Origin of the sequence: Vibrio sp. (assembly GCF_038138445.1) — a bacterium.
Lineage (GTDB): Bacteria > Pseudomonadota > Gammaproteobacteria > Enterobacterales > Vibrionaceae > Vibrio.
This window is the reverse complement of sequence record NZ_JAYQDQ010000027.1, coordinates 1-26,729: the sequence shown is the minus strand read 5'-3', so window position 1 is coordinate 26,729 and position 26,729 is coordinate 1. Positions and strand designations below refer to the sequence as shown.

Genomic DNA, 26,729 nt, shown 5'->3' with positions numbered 1-26,729 from the left:
GAACTAATGAGTTTTTCATAGGTTGTTTTTTCTAACTCTCACCGCATGTAAATATATGAGATAAGTACTTCTTGGCAACATTAACCTTTTGCATTCCCTTATGTCCAAGTAGCTACCAATCTAAGGAGAGTCAATGAGCTTATTTCTGCGAACAACTGCACTGATGCTTTTAATGCTCAGCCGTGCACCCGCCTTCGCTGCCGTTCAAGCCGAATCCAACGTAGAGGGAAATTGCTCAACTGATCAAAACCAGGTTTGCTCTAAAGCGTTCAAGCATAACCTAAGTGGTTTGTATGGTATTCAAACTACGTCAGCCACTCCAATCCAACCATACTGTGATTTCGATGTGCTTTATAGCAAGGCACACCAAGCTCAAGCTGAACTTGAAATGATTTGTAAAAGCGCTGCCATGCTGACATCTACACAAGCCTATTTCTCAGGGGTTAAGTCTTCTGAGCGGGCAAGTGAAAAGATAACCTATGAACTCAACGGACAAGTAGAGCGAATCACAGATCTTGCCCGAGCAACCTTAGTGGCCGATGATATTGAAGGTTTGATGTCTCTTTATGAGGTACTTCACCGCGAAACAACCATAGTCAAAACTAAAAACCGATTCAAAAAGCCAACTGCATCAGGCTATCGCGACCTAAACATACTCGTTCAATTACCTAAAACCAACCTGATTGCTGAAGTACAATTGCACCTAAAAGCGATTGCTGATGTAAAGAATGGTCCAGAGCATGACCTTTATGAAAGTATCCAAAGGATTGAACGTCAAGCGACGCTTCAAAATCGTACCCCAAGTGAATTCGAACTAGCTCAAATTCGCTCAATGAGAAAAGAGTCTAAAGCACTTTATCAAAACGCTTGGCAGCCATATATCACTACTCATCTAAGCGCTGCTTAATTTAGTCAATACACTGTATTTTAGTTGTTAAAAAAGGAACAATACATGACACCGCAACAGGAAGCATTTCTTAGGCAATACTTATCATCTCTTCCAAACAACCAACGTGAAACAATCACAGACACCATTGCTGAACATTTTTGTGCTGATGAGTACAACGCAGATCTGTGTGCAAAACTCATCAACCAAGGCATAAAAAGAGCATCATGTAGCCTTAAAGAAGCATACGATATCGAAAATGAACCCCTACCAAAAGTAGGGAGGTTGGGTATTGTGTTAAATTGGCACCAAGAGCCAGTTTGCATTATCAAACTAACCGACGTTTCTATTTGTCCTTTCAATCAAGTGACGGAAGAGTTTGCGCGCCTTGAGGGTGAAGGAGATTTAAGTTACCAATGGTGGCATGATGCACATGTTAAGTTTTTCACAGACTATGCTAAAGAAGTAGGAGCTAGCTTTACGCCAGAATCAGACCTTATATTAGAGCGCTTTGAAAAAGTGTATCCACTGTGAAGCAGACTATAGACCTACCGTTAAAGCGCAAAGTTAATTAGCTTTACTTATAAATCACTATCTAAGAATAATAACAGATCGATCAACTAAGCAAACGTCAGCAAGCTGCACTAACCTTATATAAGTCGAATAAGAATTAGAATAGGTTATATGAATGGCATAAAGACGTTTTGCTTTTTTCTTCTTGCAATACCGCTGTATTCTGGATATGCGTCAACAAACGATGATTATGGCCCAATACAAAGTTACACTCAGTCTCCGTTTCATACTAACAGCCTCTCTCCGCAAATTCGGTCGGGCTTTTCAATGGACAAAAGCCAAGTGGAGTTGTTCGGAACTGGAACCATCTCAAGTATCTGGGCAGTAACACCAAAGTACAAACTCGATTATTACCAAAATCAAATAGCGATTGGTGGCAAGTGGCAACCTCATCAAAATTGGCAGTTTGAAATGAATTACCGATGGAACTATGCCGGAAATAACCACCTTGATCGCCTTACTATTTCGTTTCATGACTGGTTCAATATTGACCAGAATGGACGTGACGATGCAGACAATGATCAATTTATTATTGATATACCAGAGTATGGGATAGAGCTGGAGAACTTTCGTGGCGAGAGCCTAAGTCATGCTCTAACTAGCTATTTACAATATCAAATTACCGCGAAAGAGCATCATGGGCTTTCTGTGGGGGTATCGCTGTATTACAACAATACACATCACGGCATTTTCTCATCTTCAGAATTTGAGCAAGCCATCCAACTGAACTATGGATATCGCCGAGAAAAACACTCTCTGGATGCCATATTCGCATTTACATACCGAAATACACCAACTGTGTTCAAAGAAATGCCCTATAGGCCAAGCACCTGGACTATTGGAGCCAGCTATCGATATAAGATATTCGAAAAGCACCACTTGATTGGACAACTTGCGATACATGAAAGTGTATCAAGTGGTGACGATGAGTTTTCAAAACCCTCAACTGAGTTTACCTTTGGCTATCGTTACCAAATGGACAACTCCTCACTAGAATTTACAGCGATTGAAAATATGTTCAATGCAGATAACAGTACCGATATCGCATTCGGTATTGGATATCGACACCGCTTTGGGTCCCAAGACAACAATAAATCGGAACACCCTTAAACTGATAGTATTTGATTTACAGCTGAGAGTATCTCTGAGTCGTTTGCATTTTGATTTAGTGAAAAAGAAATATACTGATCACCACGAAAACTTAACGAACGATCAACCTCAGCCAAGCAGTGGATAGTATTCACATCCAGAATAAAGGACAGTTCAATTTCCTTTTGGTTAATCATGCCGCTATTTCTAAATTCAATTTCTTGGTAGCAACCTGATTTCGAGGAAAAATTACCACCATCCAAATACCCTTTTTCAACATCTGCTTTTACCATGGTAAACCCCGAATTCTCGATAGTAGAGATGAGCTTATCTACAACTGGTAAAGGCTTGATCTCAACAAAGTCTCGATCTTTAGGGTCAATAGCAAAGTCAATATCAAGACTGGTTTCAAGCCAAACATGGCATTGATTGTTTACTGTATTCAGAGATGTGATGGGTGTTTCAGGATCAAGCTTGAACTGAAATGGTACTTGCCTATTTTCACTAGCATGAATTGTAAATGGCTGCACAGCCTGCAATGAGCCTAAGGTGAAGTGCTGGTAACTCGTGCCTTCTTCACCTTCTACTTTAACTTCTGTGCAAAGTTTTAAATTAATTGCATCAACCTGTTGATCAACGTCCCCACCTTGGATGTGCACTGTCCCAGTTAGAGTATCGCCTTGTATATATGACATACTATCAAGAACTGTATCGACCTTTGCAGCACCAATACCTAATGATGCTTTTAACTGACCAAACATGGTTTTTCCTTTTTATGATAATGTTTATATTGGATTATCATGTTTAAAATCTTTACCGCAAGTGATTTATTTAACCAATATATCAAAACAGAAAACAATTCATTTAACCAATCCATTGGCGAATAAATAATAACCAGTGTTGCAATTAACTCAAAAATAAATCAATATTTGTATAGTCAAATAAAGTTAAACTTAAAGATAATGAATCAGTCACCTTTATACCTTCAAATAAAGCAATACATTAGTGATAAAATTGAGTCTGCGCAGTGGCCTGTTGGACATCGTATTCCAACAGAGCTAGAGCTGACTGAGCAATTCAGTGTTAGTCGTATGACAGTAAATAAAGCTATACGCGATCTGGTAGCAGAAGGTAAGTTGCAGAGAAAACCTAGACTTGGTACCTTCGTTTGCACCTCTGACGATAAAGCCGAATCACCTTTACTCGATATCCAAAATATCGCAGAGGAAGTCAAGCTCCGAGGTAAAACATACTCTAGTAAGGTGCTTCAACAAATCGCCTTACGCGCGGATGACTCCGTTGCAACAAAGCTTGGCGTCATGTTAAACAGTCCCGTTTTTTATAGTGAGATTATTCATTTAGAAGACGATTCACCAATTCAATACGAGCTTCGTTGGGTCAACAGCATATATGTCCCTGAATATCTTGATCAAGATTTTACCCAAATCACACCCAACCAGTATCTTTCCGATAACTGTCCATTAAATGCAATAGAGCACACTGTTGAAGCAATAGCGGCATGTGATCATGTCCGAAGTGCTTTAAAGATGGGGCTCAATGAGCCCTGCTTACTGCTTAATAGAAGAACTTGGAGTGATAACAGACTCGTCAGCTCCGCACTTTTATATCATCCTGGAACTCGCTATAAATTAAGTTCAAAGGTTCTTCTGACTTAACAAATTAAAAATCTTTTGATCACATTTTTCCAATAATCTTCTTGATCAAATTATCGTCCCGAACATATATTTGTATATACATTTAAATATATGGACGATAATATAATGCATGGTAACTCAACATCTCACGACCAACATCAAGAGTTGTTACTCACTAACGCTAGACTAGTTACCATGATACCGGGCGAACAAGGCTACTCTGTTTCTCAACCCACAACGTTATGCATTAGGTCGGGTAAACTGAATGCGTTAACTAACGGGCTTCCCTCCAACATCAAAACTTACGACTGTGGTAGCAAACTCGTTACTCCTGGCTTTATCGATTGCCATACTCACCTTGTTTATGCAGGAAATCGAGCAAACGAATTTGAAATGCGCTTAAACGGTGTTCCCTACTCAGACATAGCAAAACAAGGCGGTGGAATTCTTTCAACGGTCAAAGCAACTCGAAGTGCCACCCTAGAAGAATTAGTTGAGTATGCTTTGCCTCGTCTCGATGGACTAATACGTTCTGGCGTAACCACTGTTGAAGTAAAATCTGGCTATGGACTGACGTTAACAGATGAAATAAAGATGCTGCGTGCAGCAAAAGCATTACAAAATCATCGTAAGGTTAACATTGTCACCACCTTACTCGCTGCTCATGCGATTCCGCCAGAATATCTGGGTAAAGCCGACGATTATATCCAACTCATATGCCAAGAAATCATCCCATTAGTTGCACAAGAAAAGCTTGCATCTAGTGTCGATGTTTTCTGTGAGTCTATTGGCTTTAATTTGGAACAAACCGAAAAAGTGTTTATCGCAGCTAAACAGCATGGTTTAGATGTCAAAGGTCATACTGAGCAACTATCAAATCTAGGTGGAACAGCCTTAACAGCTAAATATAAAGGGCTATCAGTTGATCATATTGAATATTTAGATGAAGAAGGGGTTAACATACTTGCAAACTCTGACACTGTGGCAACCCTATTACCCGGCGCTTTTTACTTTTTGAGAGAAACTCAACTGCCTCCAATTGCGCTTTTGCGTCAACATAAAATCCCAATGGCAATTGCTACGGATGTGAATCCAGGCACCTCACCTTTCTCAGATTTGACTATGATGATGAATATGGGGTGTACATTTTTCGGGCTAACACCTGAAGAAACGCTGCGCGGAGTAACCTGTAATGCAGCAAAAGCACTTGGGCTTGGAGACGTTAAAGGCCAGATCCGTGATGGATTTGATGCAGACCTCGCCATTTGGGATGTGGAACATCCCGCAGATTTTAGCTATCAACAAGGAATAGCAAGACTGTCAGCTCGAGTCATTAATGGAGAAGTTGATCATGTCTAATCTACCAATAACAAATCAAGAGTTTCATTGGCAAGGTCGCCATGACCAAGAGGATGGTGCTTTAGGCAAACGTGTTCACCACATTATCAAACAGCTGCAAGTCAAAGATTTAGAGCCCTACCGTAATGCTGTGAGTATATTAGGATTTGCATGTGATGCCGGTGTTGCTCGCAATAAAGGGCGTATCGGCGCCCGCAAAGCTCCAGATTTAATTCGACGTGCATTAGCCAATATGGCATGGCACAAAGAGAGTGCGGTGATCGATCTTGGTAACATAGTGTGTGAAGATGATTTACTAGAACAATATCAATCAGAATGTGCTGATGTCATTGCTGCGGCCCTGCGTTCCACCCCAGTAATTACTTTAGGTGGCGGTCATGAAGTTGCGTGGGCATCATTTTTGGGACTTGCTCGCTACTTTGAGTACCTTAATCCAGCCAAAGCCCCCAAGATTGGAATTATCAACTTCGACGCGCACTTCGATTTGAGGGCTTTCGAAAGTAATAACGCTGAAGTCAAGCCAAGCTCTGGTTCTCCATTTAATCAGATTCATGATTATTGCCTAAAAAATAATTGGCCATTCCATTATGCGTGTTTGGGTGTTAGCCGTGCGAGTAATACTCAAGCCCTATTTGAAAGAGCCAAAGATCTCAACGTATGGTTTGTCGAAGATAAAGACTTAGCACACCTCAACCACATATATCACCTTACCCAGTTGCAGCATTTTATCGACAAATGTGACTATATCTATCTTACGATCGATCTTGATGTATTCCCTGCAGCAACAGCTCCAGGGGTTAGTGCACCTGCAGCCAGAGGCGTTAGTATGGATACCATGGCTCTGTTCCTCGACAGAATCTTACACTATAAACAAAAATTAGTTATTGCCGATATTGCTGAATACAACCCTACTTATGATGTCGACAGCCAAACTGCTCGCCTTGCAGCACGACTTTGCTGGGACATAGCTAACGCTTTTTCTGAAAAATAATCAATAGATACATAGCGGGTGATGTACACAGAAGCACTGCTTTTGTGTCAGCCGCGTACAAATAAATAAAGTGAAACACAAGGAATTACCTCATGACGGAACGTCAATCAGAAGATATACGCCTCGATACTAACCGTACCATCCGAGCCCCACATGGGACCAAACTCAGAGCAAAGTCATGGTTAACTGAAGCACCACTTCGTATGTTAATGAACAATCTCGATCCTGAGGTTGCAGAGCACCCTCACGCGCTGGTTGTGTATGGTGGAATCGGACGGGCAGCTCGCAATTGGGAGTGTTTCGATAAAATCGTAGAAGTACTTGAAAGGCTAGAAGAAGATCAAACTTTATTAGTTCAATCAGGTAAACCTGTAGGAGTATTTCCAACCCACAAAAATGCACCCAGAGTATTGATAGCTAACTCTAATCTCGTTCCTCATTGGGCTAATTGGGAACATTTTAATGAGTTGGATAAACAAGGTCTCATGATGTACGGCCAAATGACAGCAGGAAGCTGGATTTATATCGGTTCACAAGGCATTGTCCAAGGCACATACGAAACCTTTGTTTCAGTGGCGAAAAAGCATTTCGGCGGCGAAGCAAAAAATCGTTGGGTCCTAACAGGTGGTCTTGGTGGAATGGGAGGAGCACAACCTCTTGCTGCTACCATGGCTGGCTTCTCGATGATTGCCGTAGAATGTGATGAATCACGCATAGACTACCGCCTGCGTACTGGTTACGTCGATAAGAAAGCGACAAGTTTAGATGAGGCTCTTGCAATTATTTATGAATCAGAACATCCAATTTCTGTGGGCTTGCATGCCAATGCAGCCGATGTATTTCCAGAACTTGTTGAGCGTAACATCACACCAGATGTTGTCACTGATCAGACATCTGCTCATGACCCATTGAACGGATACTTACCCATAGGCTGGTCGATGAGCCACGCAGCAGAAATGCGCCTAAAAGACCAAGCAACTGTGGTCAAAGCGGCCAAAGAGTCCATGGCTATCCAAGTTAGGGCTATGCTAGAGCTTCAGGAACGTGGAGCAGCAACGCTTGATTATGGCAATAACATTCGTCAAATGGCTCTTGAGGAAGGCGTCGAGAATGCCTTTGACTTTCCTGGCTTCGTTCCCGCTTACATTCGACCGCTATTTTGTGAAGGCATTGGGCCATTCCGCTGGGCTGCCCTTTCAGGAGATCCTGAAGATATCTACAAAACTGATCAGAAGGTAAAAGAGCTGATTCCCGACAACCCTCACCTACATAATTGGTTAGATATGGCCAGAGAGCGTATTCAGTTCCAAGGCTTGCCTGCTCGGATTTGTTGGGTAGGTTTAAAGGACCGAGAACGTTTAGGCCAAGCCTTTAATGAAATGGTGAAAAACGGCGAGCTTAAAGCACCGATCGTAATTGGCAGGGACCACCTTGACTCTGGTTCAGTTGCAAGCCCTAACAGAGAAACTGAAGGCATGATGGATGGCTCAGATGCTGTATCAGATTGGCCTCTACTTAATGCTCTTCTTAATACTGCTGGTGGCGCTACATGGGTTTCTCTTCACCATGGTGGAGGCGTGGGCATGGGCTTTTCACAACATTCCGGAATGGTGATCTGCTGTGACGGAACTGACGATGCGTCTCAACGCATTGCGCGTGTTCTACACAATGACCCAGCAACGGGAGTCATGCGCCATGCCGATGCAGGCTACGACATTGCCAAACAATGCGCAGCACAGCAAGGGTTAGACCTTCCGATGCTTAATGAAGAGTTGAGCAAACTCAAATAATAAAGGTGAACCAAGGAAATATCAGAATGTTTAATTTAACGCTAAAACCAGGCAGCATTAGCTTAAAACAACTGCGCCATGTAAGTCGGTCATCACTAAAACTTTCTCTCGATCCAGAAGCAATTCCCGCAATTGAAGAAAGCACCAAGATCGTTGAGCAAGTCATTGCAGAAAACCGCACTGTTTATGGCATAAATACTGGTTTTGGGCTTCTTGCCAATACTCGTATTGCTACCGAAGACCTTGAAACCCTTCAAAAAAGTATTGTTCTTTCGCACGCAGCTGGCATAGGTGAATTGATGTCGGATGAAACAGTGCGTCTAATGATGGTATTAAAAGTCAATAGTCTCGCACGCGGTTTCTCTGGGATACGTTTATCTGTCATACAAGCCTTGATAGACCTAATCAATGCCGAAGTCTACCCTTGTGTACCACAAAAAGGATCTGTCGGAGCTTCTGGCGACCTCGCACCTCTGGCTCATATGAGCACAGTATTACTAGGAGAAGGTCAAGCCCGTCATAAAGGCACAATTATTTCGGGGCTGGAGGCAATGAAAATTGCAGGACTCGAACCTATAACCTTAGCACCGAAGGAAGGGCTAGCATTACTTAATGGGACTCAAGCTTCAACCGCTTTCGCATTAGAAGGACTGTTTGCTGCCGAAGATTTATTTGCATCTGCAACCACATGTGGTGCTATGTCTGTTGAGGCAGCATTGGGTAGCCGTCGACCTTTTGATCCACGTATTCATAGAGTTCGCGGGCATCGCGGCCAAATGGATGCTGCACTTTCATACCGTGAATTATTAGATGTGAGTAGCGAAATTGGTGACTCACATACAGGTTGTGAGAAGGTACAAGACCCCTATTCACTTCGTTGTCAACCACAAGTCATGGGAGCATGCCTACAGCAGATCCGTAATGCTGCCGACGTTCTAGAAGTTGAAGCCAATGCAGTATCAGACAACCCTCTGGTTTTTGCTGATGACGGTGATATTATCTCTGGAGGCAACTTTCATGCAGAACCTGTAGCTATGGCTGCCGATAATCTCGCTCTTGCAATCGCAGAGATGGGCAGTTTATCTGAGAGACGTATGGCGCTGCTCATCGATAGTGCTTTGAGCAAACTACCTCCTTTTCTCGTCGATAATGGTGGCGTTAACTCTGGCTTTATGATTGCTCAAGTCACATCAGCTGCTTTAGCCAGTGAAAATAAAGCACTTGCTCACCCTGCATCTGTGGATAGCCTACCCACTTCCGCCAATCAAGAAGATCATGTTTCTATGGCTACCTTTGCTGGTAGACGATTGGGTGATATGGCTGAAAACACACGTGGTATATTGGCCGTTGAATATCTTGCAGCAGCTCAAGGGCTCGACTTTAGAGCACCGAATAAATCATCGGCAAAAGTAGAGGAAGCCAAGCAAATATTGCGAGAAAAAGTGTCTTTCTATGATAAGGATCGCTATTTTGCACCAGATATAGAGCAAGCGAACAATCTACTTTTACTCGCTGTTCACAATGATCTTCTACCCGAAAAAATCTTACCTAGCGTTTGATTAATAATAAGTGAGTATTCGGCTGAGCTATTTGCTCAGCCGATTTTGGTTATAAGCAGCGTAATCCTGAACGAGAACGAAGCACGACCTCCTCGCCATTATAGCTGTCATAAACGTGAATATCTGGCTCTGCACTAACGTACTTAGCTGGATTTTTCACTTCCCTCAGTTTTATGTAGTTTTTCGTCGGAGACACTTTTTCTATTGCCTCAACACGAAAATACGTATTGGGCTTAGCTAAAATTTCCGCTTCATAATCTTTAAAGGTGTACGCATTAACTGCCCGACCTGATGATTTAAGCTCTATTTTAAACTGCGCAATAGAACGCTCTTGAGATGCCCCTGTTGAGGCGAAAGTACGGGCGACACTCGGTATCGTTGACGTCGACAAAAACGCCTTTTCATAGAGGATATCCCCCACATTCAACTTCTCTAACAGGCTATTTTTTATTGATGAACCTCGATAGACAGTCCCTTTATAGTTAGGAAGCTTGTTTAAAGCGCTACGTATATTTGACACACTCGATTTAATCGCATCATCAAACATTGGACCTAAATAACGTTCTGGCTCACCCGCTCTCATATATTCATTAATAACATCGTAATCAACGCGGCCATAACGCTCAATTGCTTTATATTCACCTGGCAGCATCTTTCTTTCCGCTCTTGCATTATGAGCTGTAGACCACTGCATTAAATCTTCAGCTTGCTGCGCTTCCTCTTGAGACGTTAGCCTACGTCCTTTAAACTCAGCAAAATCTTCGGCATTAACGTAGCTTTGCGTCGATAGTAATAATAGCAAAGTGAGAAAGAGTGTTTTTATATTTAACGCCAATATTCAGGGTTGTTTGGACTAAGATCACAGCCAATGTTAAGTTCATTTTGCTTCATCACTGCAAATCGAATCGTGCCGAATAGTTTAAACTGACGACGAGTCAAGCTATCAAACCATTCAGATAACGGTGTAACCCAATACAGGCTCTCATTTGCTGACACTTGCATTAATGCATCCTTAAGCTGCGGGTAAACAATCAAACAAGTACGACCAGGCTGGTCGGTAAACCTAGCGTTAACCTGCTTTAACTGGTCAAGTTTATTAGCCAGAGCTGAGTTGGATCCAAATAGAGCATCAATAGAAAAGTGTAAACGTGTGTCGTAGCTCATCTCATCATAATTATTAGTAGAGTAATAATAGCCTGGCTGCCCGCCATCAATAGTCTGATACCTGTCCAATGTTAAATAACGCAATTGGTTAGCAGGCAAAGGTTCTGAGAAGAGGCCTGTCGCTCCCTGCTCACCAGAAGCGTAGTGTCCTGTTGAAGTATTCTGCGCATGAACAATTGAAACATAGCGATGGAAATCACCAATCTGTTCATTTAACCACCCTTCATCATGCTGCTCAGCAAGATTCAAAGCCTCTGTGATATGTGTTTTAACAATCCCTTTTGCTAAACCAAGTGTTGAGGCTAAGTTGGTGATATCAAGACTCGAGTTCCTGAGCGCGGAAGCAATCAATGGTGCGTGTTTATCTAGGTCAAAACTATTTGGGTATGCATAACTATAAAAACCTTTAATATGGTTGGCTTGCCATTCACTTTCTAATGCTACTGGAATCAAGCTATTTAGCTTTTCAACACGCTTTGAATGGACGTAATAGCCTGAGTTTTTATTTCGTGTATGCCAATTAGCAATATGATGTAAAGACGAATCACGAGATAAGTTTTCTTTACTCAGATATCCTGCTGACCACCCAGCACAAGCATTACCGCCCCCACATTCAGACTCTAATGCTGATGAGGAATCAAACAGCCAGCGCATGACATTCGACTTATCCTGCTGGGCTTTTTGTATAATCCTTTGCTTCTCTGAGAAATTTATAATTTGCTTTTCAAGCCAATCCTCTTCCTGTTGCGCACTCCACCCATTATCTATTAAGTTTTCTAAAGAACGATCAAACACGCGCTTTATATTGTCTTTATTTGGCATCACCATTTGAGATATCACCGCATCCTTTGATGAATCATATCGCTCAATCTCAGCAGGGATCCATGTGTATTGTGTACATCCTCTAAAATTAGGATCTCCACCTAAGATGCCTATTTTGGTGCATTTTCTGTAACCCTCTTGAATGACAAAATATTTCTGACGAAGCTCGGTAGATGTTGCTGGTCGACCGAAAATACTCCGAGACATTTCGTCAATCGCTAAGTAGTCAGCTTGCTCAATAAAGTATCTGTGGGCAGATTCTACCGCTCCTGATTGGAACAAGTTATCGATGGTTTCCCGACCGTCTGCACGCATTTCTGTGATCAACCGACTCTTCATCCCCTCTAACTGCTGTGCAGCGGTTTCAACAATGCGTATTTTTGCATTGAGGACTTGTTGATACAGCCTGTGCATAGATTGACGATCAAGTCCTTCAACACCACCATTTCTTACTCTATCAAGTAAAGAGAGTGCCGCGTCTAATTGGTCTTGCTGACAATGTTGCAAATCCGCAAGCGCACGATTTGCTTGACGCTTTGAAGGTATAGCTGGTGGACGTTCATTGTTGAGTTCTTGCTCAGGGTAAAGTGCAAGTAAAGTATCAACCTCAGTTTGACAAGATGATGAAAAGTCTGCTGAAAAAACTCTTCTTCCAGATTCTTCAAGGGAAAGTTTGCTTGAGATTGACTTGTATTGCTCTTCGTCAACGGCGTTAAGCAAGGTTTCAACCAATTGAGTCTGCCCTAGTACTGCTTCTTGGTAGTACTGCTGATATTTAAGAGCGACATCTTTCGCAAAACCTTTTGCAATCCCTTCAAGCATCAGTTGTTGATTTTTAGATAGATCTGCCCAGTGTTGTTTGTCTCTTTTATCTTGCTGTGTCACAATATCATTGTGAACCTTGAAGCTGTAGTGTTCTCCCGCCGCAACTTTGTTCCAGCGTGAGACGAGTATTTGACGATCAATCTCACGCTCAGGTAGCTTTAGCACGCCAAACCAATCAATCAGACTCATCACAGTTGCAAAACGGTCGTAACTGGTATTGGTTTCGTCTTCAAATGACTTGGCAACGTCATTGGCCCACAAACCAACCATGACAGCATCACCCACTGGCCCTAGCACTTCAAGTGCTCCCTTTGCCGCTCCTATTGTCGAACGACCGATTGTCTTTAACAAACTTGCCGCTTCTTCTGCTTCAAGAGCCACTGTACTGGCAGGACCAGCATCAAGCAATGACGATGTCTGGGGAAATACATCTTCCGCTTCTGTTAATGAGGGTTTAACATCCGACTTATGCAGTGGATTTGATGTGAACAAATGGTCTGGTGTTATATCTTCACTGAATGCTTGATAATTTGATTTACGTAATTGGTGCAAACCTTCGCCTTCAAGCACCCCATACTCCTCTCCTATATTGCAAACCTGAAACGCATTCGCGTAAGGAGACGCCATGGCACAAATGAGTGCCAGTTGTCGAAACTTCATATTTTTTCCTAATTAGATTAAAGCTGCTTTCTTCGCTAGTACGAATAAATTCCTCATTCCTAATGAGCAGTCTTCTACATCTATTGAATTAAAATATTCGCAAGACTTATGGAAAGACAGGAAACTTATTGAAATTATAAAAATCAGGTTCTATAAAACTGGCCTAGATATAAATACAATCGATACCAAAAAATAAACAATGTGATTTTTATTCAAAAAATTATTCTTACGACTAAACAAAGATACGATCAAATATCTGTAACACCTTATTTATTACTTTGATTTGAATATAAAAGGTAGAGACTTTTTCCACCTTTACCTATTACTTAAATTTTTGGTTCTTAAGTTTTTTGATGTAAAAAATTTAAAATTAAATAAATTCACAATGAAATTTATAAAAGACATCTAACGTAAAAATAAAAACACACGCGCGGCATCTACTTATTTGTTTTAAAAAGTGAACTATATTTAAAAATTATTTAAATCAATCGACTTATAACATATGAAACAATTGAATATAAAGTCATAATCACTAATTATGGTTGATATCTCACAGGTTTTTAAGAGATTGCACACATGACATTTTGAACCAGCTCAAAGTAGCGAACTAAACCCTATTGTTCTTTCTCAGCGTCAAATTAGATTGTAACCAATGCAACCTGTCACTGGATGGACCATTGAATTGAAAACCTCATATATAATTCAACTCAGTTTTGGCAAATTAGCGTAAGTTATGTTTTTAAAACCCTATTTTTCTAGTAATGACAAGCAGTTCGAATTCACCCGTCAGCAGGCAAGCCACTTTGCGAAAGTCGTCGCTGGTGACTTCAATCCAATTCATGATGAAGACAACAAGCGCTTCTGTGTACCCGGAGATCTTCTGTTCGCTGTCTTGCTAAAAAAAGAAGGTGTCAGTCAGAAGATGCGGTTTGATTTCTCAGGCATGGTCGGTGAAGGCATTGCTCTTCACATCAATAATAAATGCGATAAACAAGCGAGCGTTGTCGATTGTAATGGTAAAGAGTACCTTCAAATGACACGCGAGGGCGATATCAATCGTGATCCAGCATTCATTGAACATGTGGTGACAAACTACGTTCAGTTTTCGGGTATGAATTTTCCTCACATCATGGTTCCGTTAATGCAAGAACAGAAGATGATGATTAATTGCCAACGTCCACTAGTGATATACGAAAGTATGGAAGTAGAATTCTCCCGCTTAGATATCTCTAATCCAGAGGTAGAGTTTAACGGTGCAACATTTGATGTTGAAGGTAAACGAGGAGTGGTCACGCTTAATTTTGATTTTAAGCAAGAAACTGATGTCGTCGGAAAAGGCATAAAAAGAATGGTCGCTAGCGGTCTAAAGGAGTACAACCAAGATGATATCGATGGGTTAGTATCTCGTTTCAACGAACGTAAAAAGGCCTTCCTAGCACAGCTCAACCAAGCAGCTTAAAATAGCAATATTCAAGTCCCACACACGCTGTGGGACTTTTATATCCAGCGCCTAACACGCTGTTTATAATCCACATAGGTTGCTCCAAATAACTCCTCCATAGCCGCTTCCTCCGGCAAAATTTGAAATCGATTAATGTAGAATACAAAAGTAAATGTAATCAGCATACTCAAGATATTTTGCTGCCAATAGGCAAAACCAAACAGCAAAATAAACATACTTAAGTACATTGGATTTCGAGTAAACGAAAATACACCAGTATCAACGACCTTTATCGCTTGTTTTACCTCAATAGGATTAATTGTCGTCTTCACTTTTCTAAACTCATAGACACCAGCAAAACCAATGAAAGCTGATAAAACAAGGCATGTAAGCAATACTATTGGTGCCAAAGGTAAAGTAACCGACAAAGTATCGAATACATTGCTGGTATATTTGATCGCTATACACAAAATAGTAAATATAAGAAGTGGAGGAAGCTTTCTTTCAAGACTTTTCATATCCCATACCAACCAAACCGACTTAAATAAAAAATAGCCCAGCACAGTGTGCTGAGCCAGATCATTCACACAATCTTTAATAATGCTTGCAATGGGTGCTGCATTTTTGTGCTATCAAACCGCTTAACCTGGGTTCGACAAGAATAGCCCGTAACAAGACATCGCTCTTTTGGTAGCTGCTCTATCTGCGGCTTCCAGCTTAAGCCATAGATATCCCGCGACATGTCAAGTTTGTCAACCTCATGCCCAAAGGTTCCAGCCATACCACAACAACCCACTGGGACAGTATTTAGACTTGCCCCAAAATGAGTGAATATCCTGCTCCATTCTTTTTCAGCATTGGGCATTTTTGTCTTCTCAGTACAATGAGAAAACAAATACCAAGGCTCACTTGAAATCGAAGTTGCAGTTTCAAATTCATTGAGTCGCGGCTCAAGCCACTCATGAACATTGAGTACTTCAAAATCCCCTCGTTTTTCTCCCAAGACTTCGTTGTATTCATCTCGGTAACAAAGGACAAGTGCGGGGTCAACACCAACCATGGATAGGTTACTGTTAGCAACTTGACGTAAAAAGTCCGCTGTAGTTTCAGCTGTATGAGCAAATCGCTTCAAAAAGCCCTTAACATGTTGAGCTTTGCCATTAGGTTTAAATGGCAGTAAAACGGGCGTTTTTCCAAGTTTAATAAGTAGTTGCGCAAAGTCTTCTACGACATCTGCATCGTAGTAGCTGGTGAACGGATCTTGAACAATAACCACATGATTAGCCTTATCATCAGCAGATAGGCGTGTCATTTCGTCCAAATTAAATCTTTTATAGATGCTCATTCTCACGTCAAGTGTCGGTACTGACATCAGAGGAAGATCAGTATAACCGACCACAGAAGTAGTCAATTTCTGTACCCAATTCTGGCCCAAAACACCATTTATAAGCGTCGGCGCTTTTGCCATTAACGGCAGTAGAGACTCAATATTAGCAACCAGATAGTCTTTTGCGGGGCGTTGATATCTTGAGTAGTAAATATTCAGAAATCGAGAACGAAAGCTTGGTACATCAACCTTAATCGGACATTGACTAGCGCAAGCTTTACAAGCTAAGCAACCATTCATAGCTTCCAGCACTTCATGCGAGAAATCATAGTCTCTCTGCTTGGTGAAAGAATTTTTTACTCGCTCAATCATAGACTTTATCGACACTGTATCTGTAAGCGTTTTCTTCTCAAGATCAAGAATATCGATACCCTGCTCGGTGAGCTGTCTTAACCATTCCCTCACAAGACCCGCTCGCCCTTTTGGTGAATGGCGTCTATCAGCGGTAACTTTCATTGAAGGACACATGGGTGAGGACGTATCATAGTTAAAACACAGACCGTTGCCATTACATTCCATCGCTTGTTTAAAACTGTCACGAACCTTTACATCGATCTGACGATCGTAATAACCCCGCTTCGTCCCTGCCACTTTAACCAATTCAGCTTGACTATCAAGAGGTGTGCAAATCTTACCGGGATTCATCTTATTATGCGGGTCGAAAGCAGCTTTCACTCGTCTTAATTCAGTAAATAACTCATCGCCAAAAAACTCGGGACCATATTCAGAGCGAAAGCCTTTGCCGTGCTCTCCCCACATCAAACCGCCGTATTTGGCGACAAGCTTAACCACCTGATCAGAGATTTCATGCATGAGAGATTCTTGGCTAGGATCACACAAGTCTAAGGCTGGGCGTACATGTAATACCCCTGCATCAACGTGCCCAAACATTCCATAAGAAAGAGACTTGGAATCAAGCAATTGACGAAACTCAGCGATAAAGTCAGCCAAATTTTCGGGAGGTACACAAGTATCTTCAGCAAACGCTACAGGTTTAGCACGACCTTTAGCGGCGCCTAGTAAACCAACGGCTTTCTTTCGCATGTTGTATATCCGCCCAATACTCGATAAGTCTCTACAGACTTGATACCCAATGATTCCAGCGTCTTCGCTGACAATCATGGTATCGAGCTTTTCTGTTAAAGCACTAAGTTGGCGGTCAACTTCCTCAACATCGTGCCCGGCATACTCCACCATGTTAATCCCTTGCATATCTTTGCCAGGGACATCGGTCAATAAATCACTTACCGTGTGCCATACAATGTCTTGTTTGGCCAAATTGAGCACTTTGGAGTCAATAGTTTCCACCGATAATGCACTTGCTTTAACCATAAAAGGTGCATTACGTAGCGCCGAATCGAAACTGTTGTATTTAACATTCACCAAAACCCTTACTTTGGGGATCGGGGTGAGATTAAGTTTGGCTTCAGTGAGAAACGCTAAAGACCCCTCAGCACCACAGAGAACTCGGGTGATATCAAACTCGCCTGTTTGTTCGTTAATGGCATTGTTTAAATCGTATCCGGTTAAAAAACGGTTAAGTGGTGGGAATTTTGCTTTAATTTGATCGCGTTTTTCACGGCAAACTTTTTCCGTGACTCGTAAGGCACGATGAGCATAATCATCTTCATCTGGTCCGCCACAAGACATATCGGATTCAAGCAGCGAACCATCGGCAAAAACCGCCTGAACTGACAAAACATGGTCTGACGTTTTTCCATATTTTAATGAGCCTTGCCCAGACGCATCGGTATTGATCATCCCACCAATCGTTGCTCGATTACTGGTTGACAGGTCCGGTGAGAAAAAATATCCATAGGACCTTATGGCATCATTTAGTTGATCTTTAACAAGTCCAGTTTGAACTCTCACCCAACCCTCTTCTTGATTAATTTCAAGTACCTTGTTCATATAGCGAGAAAGGTCAACAACAATTCCTTGAGTCAAAGACTGGCCATTGGTTCCCGTTCCCCCTCCACGAGGCGAGAAAGTAATCCGTTCATAATTTTCTTGTGTACTGAGTCTGCTCAATAAAACAACATCTTGAGTTGATTTAGGGTGCACAACAGCCTGGGGTAGCTGTTGATAAACGCTGTTGTCGGTGGCAACCGCTAAGCGGCTAGAATATTGGCTTTCGATGTCGCCTTCAAAACCTTCATTTTTGAGGTCTTTGAGAAAACCTAGTACAAGCGGATCAACATCAGACTGTAAGTGTAATCTTGGTAACATTTGCTTCCTGCCCCTACTTCACTATTCCTAACAGTAAAGGGTCCTAATAAACGGATAATATTTTTTGATTTTCGTCACTTTACAACATTTGAAACGGCGAATAAAACATAAATACGATTTGAAAATGGCACTTATCTAATTTCTTATCCACACTTAATCATTATGGATTAGTTAGCACATGTCTTTTATAAGAGAGCCATCAATGAAAAAAAATCAAATCATCACTACAGAAGATATTCTTTTAAAACTCTGTCAATCCGTATCAACCATATTAAGCGAGGCGAGTAACTCAGATATCCATTACTCTGCCATGGTGCAAAAAATCACTAAAACAGGCCTCAAACCTGATTTTGGCTGCTTCGTCCTGTTTGATGGCGGTTTCTCCGGATTGGTTGTCATCAATTTCACCTCAAAGGCTGCACTAGAGCTTTATACGAATTATATGCGTCATATGGGCATGCCAGAAGAAGAATTAGCCACACTGCACACCTCAGATGAAGTGGCGGATGTACTCGGTGAGCTGATGAATCAGATAGTTGGTGGCTTCACCAACCAAATACGTAAAGACCTCCAGACGCACATCACTCAAAACCAACCCAAAATGCTTACACTAAATAAGCAAGTCATCTTGTCAGTCGATACAAACCTTGATCGCCCACAGGCCAGACGCGTGACGTTTTCTACCGAAACAGGCAATATTTTCTATCTTGAACTCGCTATGGACAAGACAGAGTTTATTCAGCTTGAAGAATTCGAATCACATGAAGAGGAAAGCCCTGACGCTATTTTGGAACAGGCACTCATGGATGTGAGGGAAGAAAAAGAAGGTAAAGAAAAATCAAATACACAAGCTTCTGATTTAATGGATGACCTTGGTATTTAGGGTCTTTCACACACAGTATCTACAGCCGCTCAAACTGGGCGGCTTTTACTTGTCTTAATTATGCACCGTCACTAAGATTCTTGCTTCAGCAGTTCCGTTTTAATGTCAGAAGAGTTAAAATACTTGACCTCTTTAGAAACGGTGAGATTTTCTGTTGTCGATGGATAAACAAAAAGCCCTCAAAAAGATTGCTAAATGTCTTGAACTTGGTAACTCTGCCAATGTTAACGAAGCTGCCAATGCAATAAAAATGGCACATCGTCTGATGCTTAAGTATGGCTTAGACAAAGATGATATTGAATTCATCAAAATGGGAAAAACTCAATCGACACACTTACTCCCCTCCAACATCAGCTCTACCTTGTTGCGTATTATTCGCGGAATTAACACCAAGTTTGGCGTTGAGGCAGTACTTACTAATCATAAAGGATTAAAAAGAGCCGAATTTATTGGCGAAGCAGACCGCGCTATCTTTGCAGCCTTTGCATTTGATATCGTCTATCGAGAGCTTAATGAACAAACAGGGAAGTTTCGTAACAGCTTTGCGGGTACAGGAACTTCAAACACCGAAGTTACCCGCCGCGTGAATTCATTTATTTCAGGCTGGGTCGAGGGAGCGCTTGAAAAGCTGCCAATGATCAATCCTGATGAAGACTCTTGTAAAAAAATTGACGACTACATAGATAAAGAGTTTAAAAACATAGATCGCGAAACTTTCAAAAAGCAGTTGAAGGAAGCCATGAAAAACCTAACCGAAGATTATGAAGTCGGCCTGAAAAAAGGTCGTTCTGTATCGGTAAGCAGACCTATCGACGGCGCGCAAGCACCCAAAATGTTACGAAAACACTCCCAGTAATCAGTACTAGATGGCGAAATTTCATCCGCTTATGTCTGAAGTCAGCAAATATTCAGTAAATTGATACATATATAATTGACACAAATATCAACTATGGCGTTAATTGCTTTGCCCCCATATTCGAGTGTGGGCGCATTCAAAAATGATTCTACATGGAGATGTTTTGTGAATAAATTAGCTTTAACAGTGGTGGTAGCAGCTGTACTTTCTGGTTGTCAGGCAACCCAACGAGAAAATGCAACAACGGGTCAGAGTGAGACCAACTCTACAACCAAAGGCGCACTGCTAGGTGCACTAGCAGGAGTGGCTGTCGGTCTGGCTACAGGTGATGACGCGACTGAACGCCGCCAGCATGCTTTAATAGGTGCAGCAGGTGGTGCTGCTATCGGTGGCGGTGTCGGCTATTACTTTGACCAGCAGGAAGCCGCTTTAAGAAAATCATTACTAAATTCCGGTGTACAAGTTGAGCGTATTGGTGAGAATCAGCTATTGTTGCGCATGGAAAATGGTATTGGCTTTCAAAGTAGTGCATACAACCTCGACTCTAGCATTCACAAAACCCTGCAAGGTGTCGCCAAAATCTTGGTTGAGTACCCTGACACAAGCCTCGTTATTGAGGGGCATACAGATAGCACAGGTAACGATACTAACAACCAAGTACTATCTGAGAAGAGAGCAGAATCTGTCCGTTCCTACCTAATTTCACAAGGCGTAGCCTCCGGCCGTGCCATCGCACGTGGCAACGGAGAACGCTTTCCTATATGCACTAACTCCACTACTGAAGGTCGAGCTTGTAACCGCCGCGTAGAGATTAAAATTCTTCCGCTTAAATGAGGCGTATTGACCTGACTTGTTGCTGTATCTTTCTCATTACCCAATAAATACATTACACTATAGGTCAGGTCAATCTGCTTATTTCGTAAAGGAATACATTGAAATTTGTTAGCCTTTCACTGCTGTTGTTCTGCTCTTTTTGTATGGCGGAATCCATAGACGCTTTAACAGCTAAAGCGCAAAATAACGACGTTGAGGCTCAAATCCTTCTTGCTGAGCAGTATCTCACTACATCTTCACCAACATCACGTGTCGATGCGTTATATTGGTTTGAACAAGCCGCCAACAATGGTAGCTCTCATGCAGCAGCTCGTTTGGCCTCCCTTTACCTTGAAGACGGAGCGTCAAAACGTGATATCCAAGAAGCCATCTACTGGTTGACTCGTTTAGCTCTTGAAGGCAGTACAGATGCCCAAATTAACTTAGGCAAAGTCTATGAGAGCTTGCCTCAATTACCGAAGACACTAGACTTGGCTGAGGTGTGGTATAGAACTGCATCCGCAGGCAATGAAAAGGCGGATGAAGCCTACGCGGGAGTGTTGGAAAAGAAATTCAACGCCCAGAGAGCTAAGCAAATTTCATCAATAGAACAATTAGAGATTCAGTTTGACGACCTCAGTCTTAAAATTGATCCTATAGCTAAAAAGGTGTTGGGTTCATCAGTCAATAATGACAGCTTAATCTATACTCTGCTGGGCTTTTCTATGATACTTATCATGGTGATCATCTGGTACCACCTAAAGTTACGCAACTTCTCAATTCAATCAAGCGTCCTAGAAACTGACTCAGATTATGAAAAGCGTGAGTTGCAAACAAAACTAGCAGAAAAAAACCATCAGCTTAAGCAGCAAAAAAAAACAGCTAGAAACTCTATACCGCCAATTCAAAAAAATTCAGTCATCTCCGCAACAAACTAAGGCTAGAACAAGCCCTGTCGCTCCAGCAAAAGATCAAAAACTCTCACTCGCCTGCGCTCTATTTGGCTTTCAAATCAATGCCATTCCCAGCGAGAAAAATATCAAGATTCGCTACAAACAGCTGTGTAAGATCTATCACCCAGATCTAAAAGGCAGTGATGAAGAAATGAAGAGGCTTAATGGTGCACTTAAAATCATCCTTCACCACGTTAATGCCCCACTTCAACGGTGATAGGCTCCAGCCTCTCCTTATCAAATCATGACGTTACGTAATCGATTCCTTTCGCAATTTACATAACAAATAGTTAACTTTTATTTATTTCCCGTGTAATAATTCGCGCCGAAAATAACACCGTAGAATAGGTTTAGGGGTGAAGGATGTTTACTATTGAAGGTGTTTGCGATTGGTGCAAAAAACTCAGTATGGTCACCAAACATGAATATATTGATGGATTGTGCCATCACTCATGTGAAGAGTGTAATGACCTTGCAAAATTAGATGTTCGCCAGTTTAACGCAGCTGAGATACAGCAGAAAGAAAAAGACGCTCGTTCATCAAGCTAGATGAAGCATAATGATTGTAGATATTTATAACGCGTACATACCGCATAACAGTATGTACGCTTACAGGTTAGGCTCTAATAAATTGGCACTTCTTTGGTGAATGTCGGGCTCAATAGAAACTCTGTACTCTGTTCAGTCGTGCTAACTTTAACTGCCTCTATATAAGGCTCGCTGTTATTCGCTTCTGACCTCTCCCACATCTATATATAAGCTTCTGCTCAGTTCATAACAGCCTTATACACTCGCTCTGAGCCTTGCTCTCGCATATCTTGAGTGTGATCAGCAAGCATACCGTAGTGGGCCATTCCCTCCTGATTAAAATCAAATACTCGATTTCCGGAGACTTGCTTGTCGAACACTAATCCAAATTCAGACACGAAAGGATAATTAAGAGGATTAGTGGATACATCAAACCTTGGTCCCAGCTGCGTGCCTAGGCCATTCATATCTGTACCCACACCAACACCAGCCAGATATGGCGTGTTTTCTAACTCATCGAGATACCTAGACACCTTGACCTGCATTTGGTAAGCATCGCCATTGTATGGTCCGACAAAACCACCAGCATGAATCAAGCGCTTAGTGTTATGATGCAGTCCGCCACTTCTTGATGTATTCATCCAACTGTGAGATGAAATCACGCCGCTGTATTGCCTCTGCTCGACAATATCCATCACAGTCGTTGCCGTATCTGGGCTCATATGGTCCATCTCAATCAGCATTTTTTTATCAATCATACGATTAACTAAATATTCACCAAGTGGGCTTAAACCGCGCTGATTGCAATGTAGAATATTTTCATCATATTGAGGGTTTAATTTAGCAGCATCGAGGATTTCCTTTATAAAAGGAAGTTGCCCAATCAAAGGGAAGCCTGGGTAAAAATGTTTATCTGTCCCTGTTTGGTAGTCGCACTCTTTAGTCTCAAAGAAATACCCTGTCGAAAGCAGTTGACCGATATTAATAAACTCATGTTCAACCCGAGAACCTGCGATTTGGTTATCAAACTTATGGGTTGGAAAGACCACCCTAACACCAAAATCGTAAAGCTCATTGAGCCCAGCTTCAATGGTTGCGCGGTTGCACACATCCTTCTTGCCACAGTTTAAAGTTTCAGACGCTTCAACACCCATCAGTACCGCCATCTTTCCATATGCAATCACCTGCCTAGCTTCACTGGGTGAAGTGACTAAACGGAAAAACCCTTTGCCAGCACCACCCGATTGAGCATCTATGTAGTCCTGCATTTCATTGAGCCTATGGATCTGAAGCCGTATACTATCCATGGTGTTACAACTGTTAGGATTTACCCAAGAGCCTGGATTCACCGTCGACTGAATATGGCAAAGCACTTCATTTTCGACTAAATGACTAACCATTAACCTCAGCCCAGATAGATACGCCCGTTCGATCCACTTGTAGTAGTATCCCATATGGCTCATTTCTTTATGATTCGGCCAAAAAGGGAAATCAGGCCAACCTCGGGTATCGTATCTATGAGTAATATCATTGAAAGCCAGCAAGTTACCAATAATATCGAGCGAACCATTTGGGCCATGAGCTTCAGCGCTGTCTTTTAACGCTTCTTCCACTCCCCACGGATGAAACGGCTTGCCATGCATCATTTTTCCACCCATAAACTCATATGATGTAATATGAGTATGGGGATCCACATACCCTCTAATCGGCTTATTGACATCTCCGGCTAGCACAGTGCGGTCACCTGTGACATTGATTGCCACTTCAGGAAAAGCTTTACAACCCGTTTGCTCAACTAGCAGGAACTCTCTTTCGCTGGTTCTATGTCTAGGATTCAGTAAGTCAAAAAAGTACAGCCCCCCGTCTTGCCAATTGTGCCTTAAGCCCATATCTAAGGCTTTATTATAAAATCCAAAACGCCATTCACTTGCGATTTCGGTTGAAGACACAGTCCACTCAGCAAAACTGCCAACATATTGCCCGGCACTTATTTGCGCAGGTAAATGGCTGGCAAGAAACCGCCCTTTTCTATCAGTCAAAAAGTAATTCGTAAATGATGTCGGTTTCATGTAAAACCGCTCTGCCTCAGCTATTGGGACAGCCTCAAACCGGTAACTCAGACCATCATTAACAGGCCCACCTTTATCATACTTGGTTAGAAAGGTTCCATTGTGAGGTGATTGGATGGAATAGCACCCAAGTGCTAATTGGTTTACGACTTCGTTCTTTGGTTCGGCATAAGTATTTGCAGAAACAGCAACAGCGCAGATCACCAAGCCAGAGCAGAGAGTAGTTTTCATTGTGCTCTTTTCCTTGTTGTTTTCATTAAGCCTTACTACTGACGTATGGGTTGATACTAACAATCAAATATGTAACAAACCGCATATCAAAATTAACAAAATAGTCAGGGATAAGTGCAATAGCCAGATTAAAACCACAAATAAGCAAGTTTAAAATGACAAAAGAGATGTTATCGCTTGATGGAGGGCTAGTTTTGAGGTTTATGAAGGACAGAGACGCGCCAACAATGAGTTATTGACGCCTGTGTTTATTAGCTCACAATTTCGGTAATAACCTCAGTTTTTACCGAGTTGGCAATAAAGCAATTTTCATGAGATATATGGTGCATTTTTGTCAGTTGGTCATTGGTAGGAATTTTATCACCAGAAAACACTACATGTGGGCGCAAAACGACCTTAGTTATTGATTCCCTACCCTCACTATTTTTGCCAAGCATGCCAACTGCTTCATCCGTGTAGCTATCGATCACATACTTACGCTTCGCTGCAATCGACAAGAAGACTAGCATATGACAACTAGACAGTGCTGCAACAAATGCTTCTTCGGGGTCGACGTTAGCGTCATTAGACAATGGTAATGGCACAACATGTGGGGACGGAGATGCTGGTATCGATAGTCCACCATCAAATTCCCAAATGTGCGCCCGACTGTATTTATTGTCTTTAAATATCTCGTCTTCATCCCGTACCCAGCGAATAACGGCTGAATGCTGTGACATATTATGATTCCTTACGGTAATAAATAGAGTTTATTGCTGACTTTTAAATATATCGTAAAGGCCTTCAATCTAGATTATCGGGGGTGTGCAAGTTCGTTCCGCATAACTTACATTTATAATCACCTGTTGGCTCACCCGACATTAAGATATTCGCTATACTGGCGATTAACCCAGAAAAGAATCCTTTAATTTCTGTTTCCATACTTTCTTCGGGCTCAGAAAAACTATAGTACTTATGAGACGTTACTTTTTTACAATTGCAACAGAACGCTTTGGTTTCTTCAGCGCCATATATTTGAACCAACTTCATTACCTCAAAAATGGTGATTTTCACCTAGCGATTGAGACAAAGCTAGATGGCAAATGATTTATAAGTACCAAATTTACTGCAAGTCTATATCTCTTACCCATTTAATTAGGTCAAAAATTAGATACTCATCAGAGTTTTCGTAGTATTTAACTAACTATATGAAATTAAAAATGAATTGCCTTGTTCCTTCTTAGTTTAGTTCTCGTATTTGAGTTCAAAATATTAGTAATCATCACCATGGCGACTTGGGTGAGTAGAGTACTGTGGTCGCTGATGACATTTTATCCAATTAGAGGGAGAACAAGATCTATGATTAAAAACATCACTATCGCGCTAGGGGCTGGTTTTATCGGAAGCCTAGCCAATGCACTGGCAATCTACCTTATTAATCCTTTGCAAGGGTTAGAGTCACCGGACCACCTTTTTGTCTATAAACAAGTCTTTTGGGGCGGCTTGTGGGCATTGCTTTACTGTTTACCATGGTTTAACACGCAAAGATGGCACATTAGAGGTATATTAGTTGGTGTTGCAGCAAGTCTATGTACGTTTTTTGTTTTTCAAGCCATCCCCGTCAATCCAATGAATCTTATCAAAGCTTTTATGGTCAATGTAATGGCTTGGGGCATGTTGTCTTCGTATTGCTATGAAAAAGCAATAGATAAAGCACAAAGTGAGACCAAAACCTTGAATCTAGCATAAGTAAATCAGCGCTATATTGTGGTGTCGAACAATATAGCGTTTCCTCATAAACATCATGTTGCTACTCACTATAATGTTCCCAATATTGAATATTCAACTTATCGTTTCACAAGGTAACCTCATTTAATATTAATAATATTATTTTTTAAAAGGTGGTAATTTTCCCTCATAGCGTTAAAACTTTAGTAAGCTGGCGGTAAACCCCATCTAATCATTTCCTTTTAAATTCGGTATTGTC

Annotated in this window: 23 protein-coding genes; 15 read left to right on the top strand and 8 right to left on the bottom strand. The window is 41.6% G+C overall.

Going from position 1 to position 26,729, the window contains the following annotated elements:
* Nucleotides 1-133: 133 nt before the first annotated feature.
* The 3 genes from AAFM34_RS09485 to AAFM34_RS09475 all read left to right on the top strand — a co-directional run bounded on the left by AAFM34_RS09485 (nucleotide 134) and on the right by AAFM34_RS09475 (nucleotide 2,569).
* Nucleotides 134-907, top strand: coding sequence for a RelA/SpoT domain-containing protein (locus tag AAFM34_RS09485; protein ID WP_341662199.1), 774 nt, complete (start codon nucleotides 134-136; stop codon nucleotides 905-907).
* A 45-nt stretch (nucleotides 908-952) separates the two neighbouring features.
* A complete protein-coding gene (locus AAFM34_RS09480) occupies nucleotides 953-1,420 on the top strand; it encodes an ASCH domain-containing protein (protein WP_341662197.1) in 468 nt (155 codons plus the stop codon).
* 150 nt (nucleotides 1,421-1,570) lie between these two features.
* Nucleotides 1,571-2,569 carry a DUF3187 family protein gene (locus AAFM34_RS09475; RefSeq protein WP_341662195.1) on the top strand — a complete coding sequence of 333 codons (999 nt, stop codon included), beginning with the start codon at nucleotides 1,571-1,573 and terminating at the stop codon, nucleotides 2,567-2,569.
* Here the strand turns inward: AAFM34_RS09475 and AAFM34_RS09470 are convergent.
* Nucleotides 2,566-3,309 carry a sporulation protein gene (locus AAFM34_RS09470; protein WP_341662192.1) on the bottom strand — a complete coding sequence of 248 codons (744 nt, stop codon included), beginning with the start codon at nucleotides 3,307-3,309 and terminating at the stop codon, nucleotides 2,566-2,568. The two genes, AAFM34_RS09475 and AAFM34_RS09470, sit on opposite strands and share 4 nt — an antisense overlap.
* A gap of 201 nt (nucleotides 3,310-3,510) precedes the next feature.
* Between AAFM34_RS09470 and hutC the strand changes: the two genes are divergently transcribed.
* The 5 genes from hutC to hutH all read left to right on the top strand — a co-directional run bounded on the left by hutC (nucleotide 3,511) and on the right by hutH (nucleotide 9,902).
* Nucleotides 3,511-4,224, top strand: a complete 714-nt coding sequence (gene hutC, locus AAFM34_RS09465; RefSeq protein ID WP_341662190.1) for a histidine utilization repressor — start codon at nucleotides 3,511-3,513, stop codon at nucleotides 4,222-4,224.
* 105 nt (nucleotides 4,225-4,329) lie between these two features.
* Nucleotides 4,330-5,562 carry an imidazolonepropionase gene (hutI, locus tag AAFM34_RS09460; protein ID WP_341662188.1) on the top strand — a complete coding sequence of 411 codons (1,233 nt, stop codon included), beginning with the start codon at nucleotides 4,330-4,332 and terminating at the stop codon, nucleotides 5,560-5,562.
* Nucleotides 5,555-6,553 carry a formimidoylglutamase gene (hutG, locus tag AAFM34_RS09455; RefSeq protein ID WP_341662187.1) on the top strand — a complete coding sequence of 333 codons (999 nt, stop codon included), beginning with the start codon at nucleotides 5,555-5,557 and terminating at the stop codon, nucleotides 6,551-6,553. Before hutI ends, hutG begins: the two co-directional genes overlap by 8 nt.
* A gap of 92 nt (nucleotides 6,554-6,645) precedes the next feature.
* Nucleotides 6,646-8,343: a urocanate hydratase gene (hutU, locus tag AAFM34_RS09450; protein WP_341662184.1), complete on the top strand. Its 1,698-nt coding sequence runs from the start codon at nucleotides 6,646-6,648 to the stop codon at nucleotides 8,341-8,343.
* 26 nt (nucleotides 8,344-8,369) lie between these two features.
* Nucleotides 8,370-9,902 (top strand): histidine ammonia-lyase, encoded by a 1,533-nt coding sequence (hutH, locus tag AAFM34_RS09445; protein WP_341662182.1) that lies wholly within the window; start codon nucleotides 8,370-8,372, stop codon nucleotides 9,900-9,902.
* 49 nt (nucleotides 9,903-9,951) lie between these two features.
* Here hutH and AAFM34_RS09440 read toward each other — a convergent pair whose 3' ends face one another.
* Entirely contained in the window at nucleotides 9,952-10,725 is a 774-nt protein-coding gene (locus AAFM34_RS09440) for an ADP-ribosyltransferase (protein WP_341662237.1), read from the bottom strand.
* 2 nt (nucleotides 10,726-10,727) lie between these two features.
* Nucleotides 10,728-13,373, bottom strand: coding sequence for a hypothetical protein (locus tag AAFM34_RS09435; RefSeq protein ID WP_341662180.1), 2,646 nt, complete (start codon nucleotides 13,371-13,373; stop codon nucleotides 10,728-10,730).
* A gap of 733 nt (nucleotides 13,374-14,106) precedes the next feature.
* On the opposite strand from AAFM34_RS09435, the gene AAFM34_RS09430 reads away from it, so the two are divergent.
* The gene (locus AAFM34_RS09430; protein ID WP_341662179.1) at nucleotides 14,107-14,832 is read left to right on the top strand and encodes a DUF3581 domain-containing protein; all 726 of its coding nucleotides are present in this window, start codon (nucleotides 14,107-14,109) and stop codon (nucleotides 14,830-14,832) included.
* 38 nt (nucleotides 14,833-14,870) lie between these two features.
* Here AAFM34_RS09430 and AAFM34_RS09425 read toward each other — a convergent pair whose 3' ends face one another.
* Together AAFM34_RS09425 and AAFM34_RS09420 are read right to left on the bottom strand one after the other, a co-directional pair.
* A complete protein-coding gene (locus AAFM34_RS09425) occupies nucleotides 14,871-15,332 on the bottom strand; it encodes an isoprenylcysteine carboxylmethyltransferase family protein (protein ID WP_341662177.1) in 462 nt (153 codons plus the stop codon).
* 65 nt (nucleotides 15,333-15,397) lie between these two features.
* Nucleotides 15,398-18,430: an FAD-binding and (Fe-S)-binding domain-containing protein gene (locus tag AAFM34_RS09420; RefSeq protein ID WP_341662175.1), complete on the bottom strand. Its 3,033-nt coding sequence runs from the start codon at nucleotides 18,428-18,430 to the stop codon at nucleotides 15,398-15,400.
* A 202-nt stretch (nucleotides 18,431-18,632) separates the two neighbouring features.
* Here AAFM34_RS09420 and AAFM34_RS09415 point away from each other — a divergent pair, with 202 nt between their 5' ends.
* The 5 genes from AAFM34_RS09415 to AAFM34_RS09395 all read left to right on the top strand — a co-directional run bounded on the left by AAFM34_RS09415 (nucleotide 18,633) and on the right by AAFM34_RS09395 (nucleotide 22,484).
* Nucleotides 18,633-19,313 (top strand): DUF3334 family protein, encoded by a 681-nt coding sequence (locus AAFM34_RS09415; protein ID WP_341662173.1) that lies wholly within the window; start codon nucleotides 18,633-18,635, stop codon nucleotides 19,311-19,313.
* 160 nt (nucleotides 19,314-19,473) lie between these two features.
* Nucleotides 19,474-20,169: a DUF2786 domain-containing protein gene (locus tag AAFM34_RS09410; protein WP_114785457.1), complete on the top strand. Its 696-nt coding sequence runs from the start codon at nucleotides 19,474-19,476 to the stop codon at nucleotides 20,167-20,169.
* A 165-nt stretch (nucleotides 20,170-20,334) separates the two neighbouring features.
* Nucleotides 20,335-21,003: an OmpA family protein gene (locus AAFM34_RS09405; RefSeq protein ID WP_341662171.1), complete on the top strand. Its 669-nt coding sequence runs from the start codon at nucleotides 20,335-20,337 to the stop codon at nucleotides 21,001-21,003.
* A gap of 98 nt (nucleotides 21,004-21,101) precedes the next feature.
* Complete coding sequence (locus tag AAFM34_RS09400) at nucleotides 21,102-21,920, top strand: tetratricopeptide repeat protein (RefSeq protein WP_341662169.1); 819 nt, start codon at nucleotides 21,102-21,104, stop codon at nucleotides 21,918-21,920.
* A 378-nt stretch (nucleotides 21,921-22,298) separates the two neighbouring features.
* On the top strand, nucleotides 22,299-22,484 hold the full coding sequence (locus AAFM34_RS09395; RefSeq protein ID WP_341662167.1) for a hypothetical protein: 186 nt from the start codon (nucleotides 22,299-22,301) through the stop codon (nucleotides 22,482-22,484).
* Between the two features lie 218 nt (nucleotides 22,485-22,702).
* On the opposite strand, the gene AAFM34_RS09390 is transcribed toward AAFM34_RS09395, so the two are convergent.
* From AAFM34_RS09390 to AAFM34_RS09380, 3 genes are all read right to left on the bottom strand, one after another.
* Nucleotides 22,703-24,763 carry a hypothetical protein gene (locus AAFM34_RS09390; RefSeq protein ID WP_341662165.1) on the bottom strand — a complete coding sequence of 687 codons (2,061 nt, stop codon included), beginning with the start codon at nucleotides 24,761-24,763 and terminating at the stop codon, nucleotides 22,703-22,705.
* A gap of 251 nt (nucleotides 24,764-25,014) precedes the next feature.
* Nucleotides 25,015-25,482 carry an OsmC family protein gene (locus AAFM34_RS09385; protein ID WP_341662163.1) on the bottom strand — a complete coding sequence of 156 codons (468 nt, stop codon included), beginning with the start codon at nucleotides 25,480-25,482 and terminating at the stop codon, nucleotides 25,015-25,017.
* 64 nt (nucleotides 25,483-25,546) lie between these two features.
* On the bottom strand, nucleotides 25,547-25,786 hold the full coding sequence (locus AAFM34_RS09380) for a hypothetical protein (protein ID WP_371833265.1): 240 nt from the start codon (nucleotides 25,784-25,786) through the stop codon (nucleotides 25,547-25,549).
* A 315-nt stretch (nucleotides 25,787-26,101) separates the two neighbouring features.
* Between AAFM34_RS09380 and AAFM34_RS09375 the strand changes: the two genes are divergently transcribed.
* Nucleotides 26,102-26,491 (top strand): hypothetical protein, encoded by a 390-nt coding sequence (locus AAFM34_RS09375; protein WP_341662161.1) that lies wholly within the window; start codon nucleotides 26,102-26,104, stop codon nucleotides 26,489-26,491.
* The last annotated feature ends 238 nt before the right edge of the window (nucleotides 26,492-26,729 follow it).